The following is a 16,677-nucleotide window of genomic DNA, read 5'->3' as shown; positions in this document are numbered from 1 at the left end:
ACCCCGTCTCCCGGCCGCACCGGGGCCGAGTTCCCCGCCGGGGGGCGCGGAACTCGGCGGACCGCGGCGGGTCTACCAGATCGCCTCGACCCATTCCGGGTGGTCGATGAACGGATTGCGGTTGCCCTGGTAGGTGCCGAAGATGATGTCGTTGCGGCGCTCCTCGAAGGCGCTCGGCGGGTCCTGCTCGTTCCACTGCTTCAGGACCGAGAGCCGGCCGTGCCAGGGCACGCTGCCGTTGGACGTCGACTCGTTCGGCTCCAGGTCCGCCCAGGCGTCGTCGCCCTCGTAGCGGACGGCCATGTAGAGGATCATGCGGGCCACGTCGCCCTTGTCCGCGTTGCGCGGCTCGAAGGAGTTGGAGTCGGTGTAGCTGCCGGGCGCGCCGCTGACCGCGCTGCCGCCGTTGTCGAAGTCCTTGTTGCCGCGGATGCTGTTGACCTGGACGTCCGCCGCGCGCAGGTGGTGGAGGTCGGTGCCGGGGCCGGCCGACGTGCCGAAGTTGCCGTGGGACTGGGCCCAGACGTGCTCACGGTTCCAGTCGCCGACGTCGCCGCCGTTGAGGCTCTTGCTGCGCGAGGTGCCGCTGTACAGCAGGATCACGTTGGCGCTGTTGTTCGGGTCCTGGTCCGTGACCTTGAGCGCGTTCCAGACCGCGTCGTACGAGATCCTGCTCTGGCTGCCGATGATCGTGTGCAGCGAGGACTTCAGGCTCGTGCCGGTCTTGCCGATCGCGTTCTTGTAGTACGTGCTGTCGTACGCCGTGGTCGTGGCGCTCGCCGGGGTCGCGGCGACCGTCGGGAGGGTGAGACCGATGAGGACCGCGGATATGGTCGCGGCCAGAGCCTTCCATCTGCCGGTGGGCACAAAGGACATGGGGGGACCTTTCGGGGGGATGGGGATACGCCTGGCGTAAGGTTTCGGCTCAACAGTGGCGTGATCTACGCGTGTTGACTTTCCGCCAGCGGGAGCGTGCCACGGTGCGGTGGCCGAATGTGTAACCCCCAGAAGGCTTTTCCATGACGTTCTCGCATACGGCACGTCCCCGGACGGCCCGGCACCTCGGAAGATCACTCCCGAACGGTGATCGGTATCGTGAGGCCTCCGGGCTCCCGCACGGGGGGACGGCGGTGCCGACCGCCCCCGGCGCGAGGACGGATGGTGTGCTGTGGAGGGATCCAGGAACGGGTCACGTGCGGTCGACGGTCCCCCCGCCCGGGGCGTGTGCGTCATCGGTGCGGGACTGTCCGGGCTGGCGACCGCGCACGCGCTCTCGCTCAAGGGCATCGACTTCGTGTGTCTGGAGAAGGCGCCCGAGGTCGGCGGGATCTGGCGTCAGCCGGGGGCGGGCGAGCGCGGGCCCGGCTACCGCTCCCTGCACCTGAACACCGCCAAGCAGCTGACCGGATACAGCGACTTCCCGATGCCGGCCGACCTGCCGCTGTACCCGGGGCACGCCGAGGTCGCCGCCTACCTGCGGGCGTTCGCCGAGTGGGCCGGCCTGCTGCCGCGCGTCGAGACGCGGACCGAGGTGCTCTCCGTACGGCAGGACGACGGGGGAGCGCGTGGGGAAGGCGACGGCGCCGGCTCCTGGACGGTCACCAGCCGGGACGCGCGGGGCGAGGTGACGGAACGGCGCTTCACGCACGTGGTCGTCGCCTCCGGTCACAACACGGTTGCGTCGCCGCCGAAACCCCTTCCCCCGGGCTCCGGTTCGTTCACCGGAAGGATGCTGCACTCCCTCGACTTCCACGACGGCGCCGACTTCTCCGGGCAGCGCGTCGTCGTCGTGGGGATGGGGGCGTCGGGTGTGGACATCGCGTCGGATCTCTCCCGCCATGCCGCGCGGACCGTGCTCTCCGTCCGCCGTGGGCTGCACGTGGTCCCCAAGCAGCTCTTCGGCATGTCCGTCGACCTCATCGCCGACGCGCCGTGGTGGCAGGACATGCCCTTCGCCGAACAGCGGAGCTTCGTCGAACAGGCGCTGCTCGTGGCACGCGGGAACCTCTCGGACTACGGTCTCCCCGAACCGGACCACGCGATCTTCTCCTCCGCCGTGACCATCTCCGACGAGATACTCAGCCGGATCCGGCACGGCGGCGTCATTCCCAGGCCCGCGATCGACTCCGTCGACGGCGGACGGGTGACCTTCACCGACGGAAGCGTGGAGGAGGCCGACGCGATCGTGCACTGCACCGGATTCCGGATGGACTTCCCCTTCCTTCCCGCCGGTTGTCCCACCGGCGAGGGGCACGGGGCGGTCCGGCTGTACCGGCGCGTGGTCGCACCCGAGCGGACCGGCCTGTACTTCGTCGGCCTGATCCGCCCCGTCGGCTCGATCACGCGCCTCGTGGAGGCCCAGGCGCGCTGGGTGGCGGGGATCGTCGACGGTGACGTCACCCTGCCGTCGGCGGACCTCATGCGTGAGGAGATCGACGTCTATCTGAAGGACGTCGAGGCGCGCTACGGGCGGACCGAGGGGGGCGCCTCGGTCCAGGTGGACGTCGGCCCCTATCTGCGCGAGCTGCGTGAGCTGCAGGAGAGGTGACCCGGACGACCGTCCGTCGGCGCGCGGTCAGTGGACGGCTTCCACCGCGCGCGGAAGGGGCGCGTCGGCCGGCGGCCTGACGCGGTACGCCTCCGAGGAGATGTAGGCGGTCACCCGGGTGGGCTTCCCCCGCTGATGGGCCAGGGCCAGATAGGCGATCAGCCCCACGCCGTCCTCGGGCCGTCGCCCGGTGACGGCTCTGAGAGCCCGGAGGAGCGGCGCGGGGTCCATGCCCTGGCGCCGCAGCAGGGTCACCGCCCTGTCCAGCGCCTCCCCGTCGTGCCGGGCGTAGTCCCGGACGGGGATGTGCAGGGTGAACCCGCTGGGCCGGTCCGCCCCGGTCTCGGTGAAGGAGTGGCAGGTCAGTCCCGGCCGCCGGTCCAGCGGTACGTCGAGGGCGTCCAGTGCGCCGGGCCCGTCCAGGGCGGCGAGCCCGTCGGCGTCGCTGCCGGCATCCGGGCCCACGCCGGTGTCGAGCCCCGCCGCCGTGCGGAAGAAGCGTGAGATGGCCCCGGGCCCCGGGCCGCCCGTCATCCGGGAGAGACCTGCCGCCTCCCGTGCCGACAGGTCGTCGTGCACGAGGTAGACCTTCGCGCGGGGTTCGTTCCAGTCACCCAGGTCGAGGGCGAGGAACAGATGACGGTCGCTCGGGGGGAGTGCCGGGAACGCCTGGTCGTGGCCGAGCCGGCGCAGGGCCTCCCGTACCGTCTCGGCGGAACGTTCCTGCCCGGAGGCCGCCGGGTTCAGGTAGACCTTCACCTTGGGCACGCCGCCCGGGTGCAGCTCCAGCGCACACCAGAGTGCCAACGGCCCCTCGGGGTCCGGAGGGAAGAACAGGTCCTCCAGCTCGTCGAGCCGCGCGGTGTCGAAGCCCCAGCGCCGTCCCATCGCGCGCACGGCCCTCAGGCCCACGCGCCCGTTCTCCGCCAGGTCAGCCGCTTCGCACCCCGGCTCGAGGAGGACCCGCAGGGTCGGCCCCGAGCCGGCGGTGAAGGTGAGCGAGAACTCCACGGGCGTGTGGTCGTCGGAGAGGAAGGAGTCGTAGGGCGGCGGCATGGCGAGCGGGCGCTCGGCGACCGGTCCCAGGACCCTGAGCAGCGTCCGTGCGTACTCCGCGGAGTCGGACCCGCTCAACCCGGCGGCTTCACAGAGCCGCAGGGCCTGTCTCGCCGTATGCCCCCCGAGCGTCTCCCCCGATGGGGGCGCCCAAGAAGATACCCGCCCGGAGGGGCGGGTATCGAGGGGGCCGAACTCGGCGAGATGACGCATGACATCCGGGTGGGTGGATATCTGTTCCACGACACCTCCTCAGCCTCATGAGCACGGTTGGACAACAACGCGGTGCTCAATACCCCCCACGGCTGACGTTCATGCCGCGCCGGGCACTCCGGCGGGAGTTGCCTTGATCACTTCGCCAGCCAGTTGAGGAACTGGCTCCACATCCCGCCGCGCTTGCGACCGCCCGGCTCGGCCGCGGCGTCCGCCGCAGCCCGCGCCTGAGGCGCCTCGGCCGTCCGGCGTACGGGTTCGGCCGGGGTGAACCGGACGGGCAGCGTGGTGAGACCGCGGTTGAACGGGCCGGGGCGCCAGACGAGGCTCTCCTCCGGCACGGCCAGATCGACGTCGGGGAGCTGGTTGAGCAGCTTCTCGATGGCCGTGACCGTGATCTGCCGCGCGGGCTCCTTCGACGGGCAGGCGTGCGGGCCTGCGCTCCAGGCCAGGTGGGACCGGTTGCTACCGGACTCGCGCGCGGCGGTCAGGTTCGGCCCGGTGTTGGCGGCCGCGAAACTGACCAGCATGAGGTCGCCCGCCTGGACCTTCGTCCCGGCGAACTCCATGTCGGTGGCCGGGTAGTGCGGAGCGTAGTTGGGCATCGGCGGGTTGTCCCACAGCGTGTCGTCGAGTGCCTCGTCGATCAGGCCCCCGCCGTCGGCGTACCGGTCATGGGTGAGCAGCCGGTGCATCGTGTTGCCGATCAGATTCCCCAGGGGGTCGGTTCCCGCGCCCAGGAGCAGGGCGACCTGATGAACCATCTCCTCGTCGGTGAGCCGCGCCTGATGCTGCATCAGCCAGGTGGTGACGTCCTCACCGGGCTTGGCCCGCTTCAGCGCCACCAGTTCGCCGACGGCGCCGAACAGCACCTCCACGGCACGCTCGGCGTTGATGCCGTCGAACATGCCGGTGATGCCGAACAGCACCCGGTCGCCGATGTCGGCCGGGCAGCCGAAGAGTTCGTTGAACACGAAGAGCGGCAGCTGCCGCGCGTAGTCACCGAGGAGGTCGGCGGAGCCCCGTGAGGCGAACCGCGAGACGAGGTACTCGGAGACCTGCTCCGTGGTCCGGCTGAGCTTGCGCGCGTCGATCCGGGCCATGCTGTCGGTGACCGCCTGGCGCAGCCGCAGATGCTCGGCGCCGTCGCTGAACATGCAGTTGGGCCGGTACGAGAGCACGGGCACGACCGGGTTGTCCGGGCTGATGAGTCCCTCGTTGAGGTGCCGCCAGCGGCGTGCGTCCTTGCGGAAGGACCCCGAGTCCTGGAGCAGCTGCAGGGCGGTCGCGTAGTCCGTGACGAGGGTGGCCTCCACCCCGGGAGCGAGCTCCACGGGCGCGGTCGCCCCGAAGTGGCGCAGATAGGCGTAGTACGCCTGCGGATCGGCCTGGAACTCCGGCCCGTACAGCGGTACCCGGCCGCCGTCGGTGTGCGCGGGGCACCCGGGCGGGGGTACGGGTGCGGTGGAACGAGCGTCCATGATTTCTCTCTGCTTCTAGTGAGCGCGGTCCAGCAAATAGCGGACGAGGGTGATCAGCGCGTCCGCGGACGACTTCTCGTCGCGCGCGTCGCAGGTGACGACCGGGGTGTCGTCGAGCAGGTCCAGCGCCTCGCGCAGCGCCCGCTCCTCGCGGTCCTTCGTGCCGTCGAAGTGGTTGACGGCGATCGCGTAGTCGAGGCCGTACTGCTCGATCAGATCGATCACGGCGAAGGAGTCGGCGAGCCGTTCGGGGTCGACGAGCACCAGGGCCCCGAGCGCGCCGCGGGCCATGTCCTCCCACATCTGCACGAAGCGCTGCTGACCGGGGGTCCCGAACAGGTACAGCACCACGCGTTCGCTGATGGTCAGCCGTCCGAAGTCCATGGCCACCGTGGTGGTGGTCTTGCTCCGGACCCCCTTGAGGTCGTCGTACGACTCCCCGGCGCGGGTCATCGTCTCCTCGGTGGTCAGCGGAGGGATCTCCGAGATCGCACCGATGAAGGTGGTCTTGCCCACGGCGAAGTGACCGACGACGAGGATCTTCACGGCGGTCTGCGTCGCGCCGCCGCGCACATAGGCCTGCTCATCCAAACTTGGCGCGGAGCCCATTCAGAACCTCCTCGAGAATGTCTCGGTCCGCGAGCGCGGCACGCTGCACGGGTGGGCGGGTGATGAGGTAGCCGCCCTCGTCGAGGGCGGAGAGCAGGATCCTCACCACACCGATGGGCAGCCGCGTGTGGCCCGCGACCTCGGCGACCGAGAGATAGCCGGCGGTGCACAGGTCCAGCAGGCTCTGCTCCTCGGGAGAGAGCCGCCTCGGGCGCCGCTGCTGCCCCTCCTCGGCCGCGGTGACCAGAGTGACCAGCGACAGCTGTGCCTCGTCCGGCAGACCGCGGCCCTTGGTGATGACGTACGGGCGGACTAACTCCGCCGCCTCGGCCCCCAGTTCGTCGAAGCCGCTCATGAGCGGACGCCGAGGTTCTCGCGCGGCGGCGTCGTCAGGGCCTTGCCCAGCTGACCGACGAGCTGCTGCATCCGGAACGTGATGTCCTGCATGTCGACGTCCGGCGAGGCGGAGACGCCGAGGTACGCGCCCTCCCCGGCGGAGATCAGGAAGACCCAGCCGCCGTCGAACTCGACCAGCGTCTGGCGCCACTGCAGGCGCCCCTCCTGGACGAAGAACCCGAGCGAGCGGCTGAGTGACTGCATACCGCTCATCGCGGCGGCGACCGTGTCCGCGTTGTCCTTGCCGAAGTCCCTCGTCCGGGCCATCAGCAGACCGTCGGCCGAGACCAGGACCGCGTGCAGCGCCCCCGGTATCTCCAAGGCACTGTCAAGCATCCATGACAGATCGTCGTTCACGAGATTTCAGGCCCTTCGCTGCTCGCATCACGTGTGCTGATCGTCTGGTCCGCCGCGTCCGGGCGCGTGGCCCGGCCGGACTGGGTGCCCCGCTGGAAGGCTCCCATGATCGCCGCGGTCTCCGCGCCGGAGCGCGTGGCGGCGGGTGCGGGCGCCGGGGTGCCGCTCACGATGGCCATCGGCCGCTTACGGCGGCGACGCGGCAGTCCGTCGTCGGTGGTGGACGCGGCGACGGCGGGCGTCGGACCACCCGGGTCGGTCACGGCGACGGCCGGCACGGTCGGCGGCGGGGTCTTCTTCTCAGGCATGCCGGTGAGCATCTCGTGCGGCAGGAGGAGGACGGCACGGACACCTCCGTACGGGGAACTGGAGTCCACGGACACCTCGAATCCGAAGCGTTCACAGAGCACGCCGATGACGGCGAAACCGAACTGCGGCGGGCTGCCGAGGCCGGAGACACCGGAAACGCGCTCGCTCGTCAGGAGTTTCGCGGCACGGGCCCGCTCCTCGTCGTTCATACCGACACCGGCGTCGTCGACGACGATGCAAATTCCCTTGGGGACGGTACGAATGTTGATCTCGACGACGGTGTCGGGGCTCGAATAGCTGGTGGCGTTGTCGAGCAGCTCGGCGAGAGCGAGCGCCACCGGTTCGACGGCACGGCTGGTGATACCGAAGTCGACCTGCGACAGGATCTCGACCCGGCGGTAGTGCCGGATCCGTCCCTGGGCGCTGCGGACCACGTCGTACACCGACGCGACCTCACGCTGCCGCCCCAGCCAGCCGTCACAGAGGACGGCGATGGACTGAGCGCGCCGGCCGAACTGGGAGTTGGTGTGGTCGATCTCCAGCAGGTCGTGGAGAATGACGGAATCGCCGTACTTGTTCTGCAGGCCGGAGATCACCAACTGCTGCTCGGCGGCGAGGCCCTGGAGCGTCCGCATGGCGGACTTGAGGACCGTCTTCGTCGAGTCCTGGGCCCGCTCCTTCTCGTCTTCTACGGACTTCGAGTAGCTGTTCTCCAACTCGGCGTAGTGGGCCTTGAGCTCTGTGGTCTCCTGTCGTAAAGTCCGTATCGCTTTGCGCTGGCGAACGATTACGGCCACAGCGCCGAGCACGGCGATCAGGAGGACCCAGAGTGCTGGGTTCTGTGCGTAAGACGTCATAAGGCTCTCTTCAGGCGACTGACGGCCAGTTGCTGAATTCCGTCAATACGGGTGGACCGGCGGACCGTCCGTACCGGGGTACATGCCCGGATGGTCGCCGTGGTCGGAGATGTTCGTTTTGCATCCATCCACCGCTCCGCAAGCGTCGTGATCTTATCACCGGGCGCGAACAGGTGACCGATCGTCAATATGGGGACGACTGCGGCCCATTGCCCTCAATCCCCGCCGGACTCCCGTGTGAGATCGGCCGCTCATCGCGATTCCGCGCGCCGAACCCCGTTCACAGCCAACCGGAACGCTGCGCCTGCAAAGCCAACTGGAAGCGGTTCGAGGCGCCCAGACGAGCCATCAGGATCTGCAGCCGCCGGAACAGGGTGCGGCGGCTGATGCCCAGCTCCCGTGCGATGACGTCGTCCGTCGCGCCGCTCGCGAGGAGCCACAGCAGGCGGCGGTCGCCGGGGGGCGGACCGCTCGGTCGTGTGGTGCGGCCGTGGAAGGGAAGGGCGTTCGCCCACGACTGCTCGAACAGGGCCACGAGCGCGGAGAGCAGCCCGCTCGGCTGCACCACCAGAAGGGTGTTGACCACGTCCGCCTCCTTGATCGAGAGCGACACGAGCGCGTACGCGTCGTCGATGATCAGGAGCTTGACCGGCACCGAGGGCAGCACCCTGGCCTGCTCGCCGGCCTCGACGCACGGTTCGATGGCCTCCGTCAGCCGGCCGGGGTACTCCAGCGACTCCCGCGCGTACACGACCCGCTGCGTCACCCCGCGGGCGAGCGTGGCCAGCGCGTCCTCCGTCGCGCCGGAGTGCGGGAAGTACGGAGGCGACTCGAGCTGCCGGATCTGTTCGCGGGCGCTCGACCACGCCCGGCGCATCCTCGGGCCGACGGCGTCACCGGTGACGACCTCGACGAGATGGTCGTCGTACGCGGTGAGCCGCCGGCGCCGGAAGGACTCGAACGCGCCGCCGACGGCGATCCGCGACTCCTCCAGCTCGGCCGCCCGGTGCCGCGCGAGGATCTCCAGACCCGCCGCCGGCGACACCGGAGCCACCACGTCCGCGTCCCCCTCCGCGGCGCCGGCCAGCCCCGCGTCGGCGAGTTCGCCGTACGCCACGGCCAGCTCCTCGCCGCCCAGGCCCACCGCGGCGCCGATCGCGCTCAGCGGAGCGGGCGCCTGTTCGAGCAGCGCCAGATAGACCCGGCAGGCGGCCTCGCCGACGCCCAGGAGCCGGAGGGCGTCCCCGAGTTTCGCGTTCGTCATGGAACGCATTATCGACCGCGCCCACGCCCCCCTCGTGGCCGATCCGTGCCAGTGGCACTCCCGGGCACCCGGCGCGCCCATCCCCGGCTACCGTCCGGGACGCAGTCCAGGAACGCACCACCCACCGGTACCGACGGGAAGAAGGGGAACGCCGTGGCCAAGGGCCGAAAGAACGGTCTGTACGCAGGGATCTCCGAGGAGCTGTCCGCCCTCATGCGCACGGGGTGGGACGACACCGAGCGGCACGACCTGACGCCCGACGAACAGGCTCCGTACGCCGCCCGCCGCCGCGCCGCGCTCTCCGCGCGATTCCCCGGCGAGTGCCTCGTCATCCCTTCGGGGAATCTCAAGGTCCGCTCGAACGACGACCCCTACCCCTTCCGGCCGTACTCCGGCTACGTGCACATGACCGGGGACCAGGCACGGGACGGCGCGCTCGTCCTCGAACCCCGCGCGGACGGCGGCCACGACGCCTACTGCTACCAGCTGCCGCGGGACAGCAGGGACGACGACGAGTTCTGGACGGGCGCCACGGCGGAACTGTGGATGGGCCGGCGCCGCTCCCTCACCGAGGCGGAGCGCGTGCTCGGGCTCGCCTGCCGCGACGTCCGGACCGCCGCCCGCGACCTGGCCGCCTCCTCCGGCGTGCCCACCCGCATCGTCCGTGGCGTCGACCCGTCGCTGGAGGCCGCCGTCACCACCGACGAGGAGCGCGACGACGCGCTGGAAGAGGCGCTCGGCGATCTCCGGCTCGTCAAGGACGCGTGGGAGCTCGGCGAGATGCGCAAGGCCGTGGACTCCACCGTCCGCGGCTTCACCGACGCCGTCGGGGAGCTCTCCCGGGCGGTCGCGTCCTCCGAGCGCTGGATCGAGGGCACCTTCTTCCGCCGGGCACGCCTGGAGGGCAACTCCGTCGGCTACGGATCGATCTGTGCCGCGGGCGATCACGCCACGATCATGCACTGGACGGACAACGACGGACCGGTGCGCCCGGGGGAGCTGCTCCTGTTCGACGCCGGCGTCGAGACCCGGACGCTCTACACGGCCGACGTCACCCGCACGCTCCCCATCAGCGGCACCTTCAGCCCGGTGCAGCGCCAGGTCTACGACGCCGTGTACGAGGCGCAGGAGGCGGGCATGGCCGCCGTCAAGCCGGGCGCCGCGTACCGCGACTTCCACGAGGCGTCCCAGCGCCACCTGGCGGCCCGCCTCGTCGAGTGGGGCTTCATCGAGGGCCCGGCCGAGCGTGCGTACGAACTCGGACTCCAGCGCCGCTTCACCATGGCCGGCACCGGTCACATGCTCGGCCTGGACGTGCACGACTGCGCCCACGCCAGGAACGACGAGTACGTCGACGGAGTCCTGGAGCCCGGCATGGTGCTCACCGTCGAGCCCGGCCTCTACTTCCAGCCCGACGATCTCACCGTGCCCGAGGAGTGGCGCGGCATCGGGGTCAGGATCGAGGACGACCTGGTCGTCACCGAGGACGGTCACGAGAACCTGTCGGCGGGCCTGCCGAGGTCCGCTGACGACGTCGAGGCGTGGATGGCCCGGACCGCGGGCTGAACCGTGGCCGACGAGCACCCCCGCCCGCCCGGGCCGTCCACAGGTTCACCCGGGCGGCCGGGGGTGTCGGCGCACGCCGTTAGGCTTGTCGAATGGCCCTTCCGGATGCTTCCCCCGCGATCTCCGACCCTCTCCAGGTGCTTCACCGCGTCTTCGGATACAGCTCCTTCCGCGGCGAACAGCAGGAGATCGTCGATCAGGTCGTCGGGGGCGGCGACGCCCTCGTCCTGATGCCCACCGGCGGCGGAAAGTCGCTCTGCTACCAGATCCCGGCGCTGGTCAGAGACGGCACGGGCATCGTGATCTCGCCCCTCATCGCGCTGATGCAGGACCAGGTGGACGCGCTCAACGCCCTGGGGGTGCGGGCCGGATTCCTGAACTCCACGCAGGATCCGTACGAGCGGCAGACGGTCGAGCAGGCCTTCCTCGCCGGCGAGCTCGACCTGCTCTACCTCGCCCCCGAGCGGCTGCGCACCGAAGGGACGCAGCGCCTGCTCGACCGGGGCACGGTGTCGCTCTTCGCGATCGACGAGGCGCACTGCGTCGCCCAGTGGGGCCACGACTTCCGGCCCGACTACCTCGCGCTGTCGATGCTGCACGAGCGATGGCCCAAGGTCCCCCGCATCGCGCTGACCGCGACGGCCACCGAAGCCACCCACGCGGAGATCGCGGCCCGCCTCGGTCTGCAGGACGCCCGGCACTTCGTCGCGAGCTTCGACCGGCCCAACATCCAGTACCGCATCGTCCCCAAGAACAGCGCCCAGAAGCAGGTCCTGGAGCTGATCCGCACCGAGCACGAGGGGGACGCCGGGGTCGTCTACTGCCTCTCCCGCGCCTCGGTCGAGAAGACCGCGGCCTTCCTCGTCGAGCAGGGGATCGACGCCCTGCCGTACCACGCCGGCATGGACGCCCGGGCGCGTGCGGCGAACCAGGCCCGCTTCCTGCGCGAGGACGGGGTCGTGATGGTGGCGACGATCGCCTTCGGCATGGGCATCGACAAGCCGGACGTCCGCTTCGTGGCCCACCTCGACCTGCCGAAGTCGGTCGAGGGCTACTACCAGGAGACCGGCAGGGCCGGACGCGACGGGGAGCCGGCCACGGCATGGCTGGCGTACGGGCTGCAGGACGTGGTCCAGCAGCGCAAGATGATCGACGGCTCCGAGGGAGACGAGACGCACCGCCGCTCGCTGGCCGCGCATCTGGACGCCATGCTCGCCCTGTGCGAGACGGTCGAGTGCCGGCGGGTGCGGCTGCTGGCCTACTTCGGACAGTCGGGCGAACCCTGCGGGAACTGCGACACCTGTCTGACTCCGGCCGAGTCCTGGGACGGCACGGTCGCGGCGCAGAAGCTCCTGTCCACGGTCTGGCGGCTGGCGAAGGAGCGGCGCCAGAAGTTCGGCGCCGGCCAGATCATCGACATCCTCCAGGGCAAGAAGACCGCCAAGGTCATCCAGTTCGACCACGACGCGCTGTCGGTGTTCGGTGTCGGGGCCGACCTGGGCACCGCGGAGTGGCGCGGGGTGGTGCGCCAGCTCCTCGCCCAGCGGCTGCTCGCGGTCGAGGGCGACTACGGAACGCTGGTCCTGACGGACGCCAGCGGTGAGGTGCTGGGCGGACGCCGTCCGGTGCCGATGCGCAAGGAGAAGGCTCCCGCCGCCGCGGCCCGGACCGGTTCGGGCTCGCGTTCCGGCAAGGGTGCCCGCGTGCCCGTCGACCTTCCGGCCGAGGCGGTCCCGGTCTTCGAGGCCCTGCGCGCCTGGCGGGCCGCGACGGCCAAGGAGCAGGGCGTCCCGGCGTACGTCGTCTTCCACGACGCGACCCTGCGCGAGATCGCGACCCGGTTCCCGGCGACCGCGGCGGAGCTGGGCACCGTCGGCGGCGTGGGGGAGGCCAAGCTCGCCAAGTACGCCGAGGGCGTCCTCGACACCCTGGACGGGTGCCGCGCTCCCGGAGAGGCCCCGGCCGCCGCGCCGTCGTCCGCGTCCGCGCCGACGCCCCCGACCCGGGCGCCGTCCGGCTCCGGGCCGTCCGGGTCCGCGCCGACCGGGCCCGTACGGCGGAGCCCGGAGCCGGAACCGGACCTGTTCGACGAAGAGCCGCCAGCCGACCCGGACGAGGAGATGGATCCGCCGCCCTGGGACGACTGGCGGTAGCCGGGCCGGACGGGACCGGGTGGCCGGCCCCGTCAGGGCTGGTGGGCGAGCAGCTCACCCTCGGAGGGGAAGTACTCCTCCGCCGACATCTCGCGACCGGCTTCGGTGCGTAAACGGCTCAGCACGAGCCCGTGTTCGCCGCTCGTGGGGGCCTTGGCTCCCGTGACGATCACCACGCCCTCGTCCTCGTGGTGGAGCACCAGGCCGGGGGCGCCGGAGTAGGTCCGCTCGGAGACCGTCGCCGCGAGGAGTTCGATACGCCGGCCCTGGTGGTGGGTGTACGCGGTCGGAAAGCGGTCGCGCCGGGCCTCGACGAGCCGGGCGATCCGCTCGGCCGGGTGCGTCCAGTCGATCCGGCCGTCCTCGACGGAGTCCGTGCGCGCCGGGGTGTCGTACCGCGCGGGCTCGTGGACGACGCTCGCCGGTGCCGGTTCGAGGTGACGGTGGACACGGCGGAGGAGGGAGGCGAGCTGGTCGCGTTCCTCCGCGTTCAGCGGGGCCAGGATGTCGTCGTCGGTCGAGGCGATGTCCGCGTTGAGCAGATCGAGGAACGAGCGGCCCTCGGGTGTCAGCCGTACGACGACGCGGCGCCGGTCGGCCGGGTCCCGGCCGCAGTCGACATGGCCCGTCCTGACCAGATCGTTGACGATCTTCACCAGGTCGCTGGCGTTCATGTCCAGGCGGGATGCGAGGACCGTCTTCATCTGGGGACCCAGGTCGGCCACCATCGCCATCACGGTCAGATGCCACAGGCGCAGTCCGTGGGCTGTCAGCCGGTCCGTGAGTCTGCGGCGTGCGGCCTTGCCGATCGCGTACATCAGGTAGGCGTTGAGGTTCAGCACGCTCGGTGGTGTCGTGCTGAGCGAGGGAGGGCCGGAGGCGACGGGGGAGCCGGGCTCGTCGTCACCGGACGTCCCGGCGGAGTCGGTGCCGGGACTCGTGGCCGTGGCCGTGGCCGCGGCGGTGATGTCGACGCCGAGGGCGCCCGTCGTCAGATCGGCGTTGGCGAGGGAGCTGAAGACCTGAGCCCAGTCGGTCGGCATGTTCGATATGCCGACGACGGCGAACCGTGTGCCGTTCGCATCGTGCGCGGTGCCGGAGGTAACCCGTGGTTGCATCGATGTACCTGTTCGCAGTTCAAGTTAGGTGACCCTAACCTACTCGTGCCGGAAGGGGTGCCGGCGCCCCCAGGACCGTCTGGGGGCGCCGGAGTTCAGCGGGGCGCGGCGCGGAGGCCGTCAGGGGCGGCCGGTGAGATAGCCGCCCATCGAGGTGAAGTGGTCGGTGGCGGACAGCTCCTGGCCGTCCTCGGTCCGTACGCGCGTGATCGCCAGACCGTGGTTGCGGCCGGTGCGGGCGTCGGCGCCGGCGACGATCACCACGCCCTCGCCCTCGCGGTAGAAGATGCGCCCGGGCGTGCCGCCGTAACGGCCCTCGGACACCACGGCGGAGAGGACTTCGAGGCGCCGGCCCTTGTGGAAGGTGAACGCGGCCGGGTAGGGCGCGGACTGGGCGCGGACCAGACGCTCCAGGGCGTCGGCGGGCCAGTCCCAGTTGATCCGGATGTCCTCCTCGGACCGCTTGTGGAAGAAGCTGGCCTGGGAGCGGTCCTGCTTGGTGAACTCGGTCTGCCCGGAGGCGATCAGGTCCAGGGCGCCGACCGTGACCGGGGCGATGAGGTCGACCGTCTTGTGGAACAGGTCGGTCGCCGTGTCCGTGGGCTCCACGGTCACCGCGCGCTGGTCCACGATGTCGCCGGCGTCGAGCACCTCGTCCATCATGTGGGCGGTGACGCCGACTTCGCGCTCTCCGTTGATGAGGGCCCAGATCAGCGGCGAGAAGCCCGCGTACTTGGGCAGCAGTGAGTCGTGGACGTTGAGCGTGCCGTGGCGGGGGAGGGTGTAGATCCGCGGCGGGATCCAGGTGCGCCAGTTGTTGGCCACGATGATGTCCGGGTCGGCCTCCTTGAGCCGCTGGAACAGCTCGTCGTCGTCAGGCCTGTTGCGGATGACGACGGGGACGCCGTGCTCCTCGGCGAGGTCGGCGACGGAGTCGCTCCAGATCTTCTCGTAGGCGTGCTCGCTCTTGGGGTGCGTCACGACCATCACCACGTCGTGCTCGGAGTCCAGGAGAGCTTGCAGGGTTCGATGCCCCCAGGTCTGGTAACCGAACATGACGACCCGCATGGAGTTCCTCCTCGGAAGAGCGAATGACCGCCGCCAAGTAAAGCAAGGCTTACCTAAGGATGCAACGGCCCCTGTTTTCACGCGTGTTCAGTGGCACTTTCTCTCGCGTGACCGATTCGTCCGGTCGACAGCTCGGGGCAAGTCAGGTTAGCTTTACCTAAGTTCGCCCCTGGCCGACGCCACCGGCGGGCTCGGCGTCTCGTACTTTTCATCCTCGCCTGACAGGCGGCTGTCCCGCACGATGGGAGTGACATGTCACAGGTTCTTCCTGGCGACGCACCTCTGATCCATGACCTCATAGGAATCGGCTTCGGGCCGTCCAACGTGGCCATGGCGATCGCGCTCAGCGAGCACAACGCTCGCGTCGGGAGGCAGGAGGCGGTCACTGCTCACTTCTTCGAGCGCCAGCCCAACTTCGGCTGGCACCGCGGCATGCTCATCGACGACGCCACGATGCAAGTGTCCTTCCTCAAGGACCTGGTGACGCTCCGTAACCCGTCCAGCGAGTACACCTTCCTGCGCTATCTGCAGAGCAAGGGCCGGCTGATCGACTTCGTCAACCACAAGAACCTCTTCCCGCTCCGCGTCGAGTTCCACGACTACTTCGAGTGGGCGGCGGCGAAGGTCGACGACATGGTCTCCTACGGCCACGAGGTCGTCTCCGTCGAGCCCGTCGTACGCGACGGAGTCGTGGAGTACCTCGACGTCACGGCCCGCTCGGGCTCGGAGACCGTGGTGCACCGCGCCCGAAACCTCGTCATCGGCACGGGACTTCGGCCCCTCATGCCGGAGGGTGTCGAGCGCAGCGACCGCGTCTGGCACAACTCCGACCTGCTCGCCAAGGTCGACGGCCTGGAGGGCACAGACCCCACCCGCTTCATCGTGGTCGGCGCCGGCCAGAGCGCCGCCGAGAACGTGGCGTACCTCCACCGCCGCTTCCCCGACGCCGAGATCTGCGCCGTCTTCTCCCGATACGGCTACAGCCCGGCGGACGACAGCAGCTTCGCCAACCGCATCTTCGACCCCGAGGCGGTCGACGAGTACTACACGGCTCCCGACGACATCAAGCGCCGGCTGATGGACTATCACGGGAACACCAACTACTCGGTCGTGGACATCGACCTGATCGACGAGCTGTACCGGGTGGCGTACCAGGAGAAGGTGCTCGGCGCCGAACGGCTGCGCTTCCTCAACATCTCGCGCCTGACCGGGGTCGAGGAGACCCCGGACACGGTCCGCGCCACCGTCACCTCCCTGGTCACCGGCGAGGAGAACGTGCTGGACGCCGATGTCGTGGTCCTCGCCACCGGCTACAGCCCCGCCGAGCCCCTGGGGCTCCTGGGCGAGGTCGCGAAGAGCTGCCACCGCGACGAGCAGGGCCGGGTCCGCGTCGAGCGGGACTACCGCATCTCCACCGATCCCGCGGTGCGCTGCGGCATCTATCTGCAGGGCGGCACCGAGCACACCCACGGCATCACCTCGTCCCTGCTCTCCAACACCGCGATCAGGGTCGGCGAGATCCTGGACTCCATCCTCGACCGCGGTCAGGAGCCCACCGTGGACGAGCCCCGGCCGGTCGCCGACGGCATCGGCTCGGTCCGCTGACCTCGGCCCCTTCCCGCCGGGCTGCCTCCGCCCGACAGACCCCACCCCCCATCGCTCCACCGAGCCCCACCCGCCCC

At 70.3% G+C, this 16,677-nt stretch carries 14 protein-coding genes; 4 read left to right on the top strand and 10 right to left on the bottom strand.

Annotated features, from left to right (window positions below; all coding sequences use genetic code 11):
- Positions 1-72: 72 nt before the first annotated feature.
- The gene (locus ACFVGW_RS05345) at positions 73-876 is read right to left on the bottom strand and encodes an endonuclease I family protein (protein ID WP_383220567.1); all 804 of its coding nucleotides are present in this window, start codon (positions 874-876) and stop codon (positions 73-75) included.
- 292 nt (positions 877-1,168) lie between these two features.
- Between ACFVGW_RS05345 and ACFVGW_RS05340 the strand changes: the two genes are divergently transcribed.
- On the top strand, positions 1,169-2,548 hold the full coding sequence (locus tag ACFVGW_RS05340) for a flavin-containing monooxygenase (RefSeq protein WP_385850887.1): 1,380 nt from the start codon (positions 1,169-1,171) through the stop codon (positions 2,546-2,548).
- Between the two features lie 27 nt (positions 2,549-2,575).
- Here ACFVGW_RS05340 and ACFVGW_RS05335 read toward each other — a convergent pair whose 3' ends face one another.
- The 7 genes from ACFVGW_RS05335 to ACFVGW_RS05305 form a co-directional block, all read right to left on the bottom strand.
- Positions 2,576-3,682 (bottom strand): tryptophan dimethylallyltransferase family protein, encoded by a 1,107-nt coding sequence (locus ACFVGW_RS05335; RefSeq protein ID WP_385850886.1) that lies wholly within the window; start codon positions 3,680-3,682, stop codon positions 2,576-2,578.
- Between the two features lie 272 nt (positions 3,683-3,954).
- The gene (locus ACFVGW_RS05330) at positions 3,955-5,298 is read right to left on the bottom strand and encodes a cytochrome P450 (RefSeq protein WP_385850885.1); all 1,344 of its coding nucleotides are present in this window, start codon (positions 5,296-5,298) and stop codon (positions 3,955-3,957) included.
- A gap of 15 nt (positions 5,299-5,313) precedes the next feature.
- Positions 5,314-5,907 (bottom strand): ATP/GTP-binding protein, encoded by a 594-nt coding sequence (locus tag ACFVGW_RS05325; protein ID WP_352188908.1) that lies wholly within the window; start codon positions 5,905-5,907, stop codon positions 5,314-5,316.
- Positions 5,882-6,262, bottom strand: coding sequence for a DUF742 domain-containing protein (locus tag ACFVGW_RS05320; RefSeq protein WP_383220571.1), 381 nt, complete (start codon positions 6,260-6,262; stop codon positions 5,882-5,884). Before ACFVGW_RS05320 ends, ACFVGW_RS05325 begins: the two co-directional genes overlap by 26 nt.
- Complete coding sequence (locus ACFVGW_RS05315; RefSeq protein WP_352188906.1) at positions 6,259-6,660, bottom strand: roadblock/LC7 domain-containing protein; 402 nt, start codon at positions 6,658-6,660, stop codon at positions 6,259-6,261. The genes ACFVGW_RS05320 and ACFVGW_RS05315 overlap by 4 nt, the downstream gene beginning before the upstream one ends.
- On the bottom strand, positions 6,657-7,826 hold the full coding sequence (locus ACFVGW_RS05310; RefSeq protein WP_385850884.1) for an ATP-binding protein: 1,170 nt from the start codon (positions 7,824-7,826) through the stop codon (positions 6,657-6,659). Before ACFVGW_RS05310 ends, ACFVGW_RS05315 begins: the two co-directional genes overlap by 4 nt.
- A gap of 280 nt (positions 7,827-8,106) precedes the next feature.
- Positions 8,107-9,090: a LuxR family transcriptional regulator gene (locus tag ACFVGW_RS05305; protein WP_385850883.1), complete on the bottom strand. Its 984-nt coding sequence runs from the start codon at positions 9,088-9,090 to the stop codon at positions 8,107-8,109.
- A 153-nt stretch (positions 9,091-9,243) separates the two neighbouring features.
- Here ACFVGW_RS05305 and ACFVGW_RS05300 point away from each other — a divergent pair, with 153 nt between their 5' ends.
- Together ACFVGW_RS05300 and recQ are read left to right on the top strand one after the other, a co-directional pair.
- Complete coding sequence (locus tag ACFVGW_RS05300; RefSeq protein ID WP_385850882.1) at positions 9,244-10,656, top strand: aminopeptidase P family protein; 1,413 nt, start codon at positions 9,244-9,246, stop codon at positions 10,654-10,656.
- A gap of 92 nt (positions 10,657-10,748) precedes the next feature.
- Positions 10,749-12,809, top strand: a complete 2,061-nt coding sequence (recQ, locus tag ACFVGW_RS05295) for a DNA helicase RecQ (protein ID WP_385850881.1) — start codon at positions 10,749-10,751, stop codon at positions 12,807-12,809.
- Between the two features lie 32 nt (positions 12,810-12,841).
- Here recQ and ACFVGW_RS05290 read toward each other — a convergent pair whose 3' ends face one another.
- Positions 12,842-13,927 (bottom strand): winged helix DNA-binding protein, encoded by a 1,086-nt coding sequence (locus tag ACFVGW_RS05290; RefSeq protein ID WP_385850880.1) that lies wholly within the window; start codon positions 13,925-13,927, stop codon positions 12,842-12,844.
- 120 nt (positions 13,928-14,047) lie between these two features.
- Positions 14,048-14,995, bottom strand: coding sequence for a methionyl-tRNA formyltransferase (locus ACFVGW_RS05285; protein WP_385850879.1), 948 nt, complete (start codon positions 14,993-14,995; stop codon positions 14,048-14,050).
- A 252-nt stretch (positions 14,996-15,247) separates the two neighbouring features.
- Between ACFVGW_RS05285 and ACFVGW_RS05280 the strand changes: the two genes are divergently transcribed.
- Entirely contained in the window at positions 15,248-16,600 is a 1,353-nt protein-coding gene (locus tag ACFVGW_RS05280) for a lysine N(6)-hydroxylase/L-ornithine N(5)-oxygenase family protein (protein WP_385850878.1), read from the top strand.
- Positions 16,601-16,677 lie beyond the last annotated feature (77 nt).

The sequence above is a fragment of the Streptomyces sp. NPDC127129 genome (assembly GCF_042671585.1).
Taxonomy (GTDB): Bacteria; Actinomycetota; Actinomycetes; order Streptomycetales; family Streptomycetaceae; genus Streptomyces.
This window is presented reverse-complemented; position numbering and strand designations above follow the sequence as displayed.

What these genes read in the sequence shown, in the direction of transcription:
- ACFVGW_RS05345 (WP_383220567.1), bottom strand. Translation starts at nt 876, where the DNA reads ATGTCCTTTGTGCCCACCGGCAGATGGAAGGCTCTGGCCGCGACCATA.
- ACFVGW_RS05330 (WP_385850885.1), bottom strand. Translation starts at nt 5,298, where the DNA reads ATGGACGCTCGTTCCACCGCACCCGTACCCCCGCCCGGGTGCCCCGCG.
- ACFVGW_RS05325 (WP_352188908.1), bottom strand. Translation starts at nt 5,907, where the DNA reads ATGGGCTCCGCGCCAAGTTTGGATGAGCAGGCCTATGTGCGCGGCGGC.
- ACFVGW_RS05320 (WP_383220571.1), bottom strand. Translation starts at nt 6,262, where the DNA reads ATGAGCGGCTTCGACGAACTGGGGGCCGAGGCGGCGGAGTTAGTCCGC.
- ACFVGW_RS05310 (WP_385850884.1), bottom strand. Translation starts at nt 7,826, where the DNA reads ATGACGTCTTACGCACAGAACCCAGCACTCTGGGTCCTCCTGATCGCC.
- ACFVGW_RS05305 (WP_385850883.1), bottom strand. Translation starts at nt 9,090, where the DNA reads ATGACGAACGCGAAACTCGGGGACGCCCTCCGGCTCCTGGGCGTCGGC.
- recQ (WP_385850881.1), top strand. Translation starts at nt 10,749, where the DNA reads ATGGCCCTTCCGGATGCTTCCCCCGCGATCTCCGACCCTCTCCAGGTG.
- ACFVGW_RS05290 (WP_385850880.1), bottom strand. Translation starts at nt 13,927, where the DNA reads ATGCAACCACGGGTTACCTCCGGCACCGCGCACGATGCGAACGGCACA.
- ACFVGW_RS05285 (WP_385850879.1), bottom strand. Translation starts at nt 14,995, where the DNA reads ATGCGGGTCGTCATGTTCGGTTACCAGACCTGGGGGCATCGAACCCTG.
- ACFVGW_RS05280 (WP_385850878.1), top strand. Translation starts at nt 15,248, where the DNA reads ATGTCACAGGTTCTTCCTGGCGACGCACCTCTGATCCATGACCTCATA.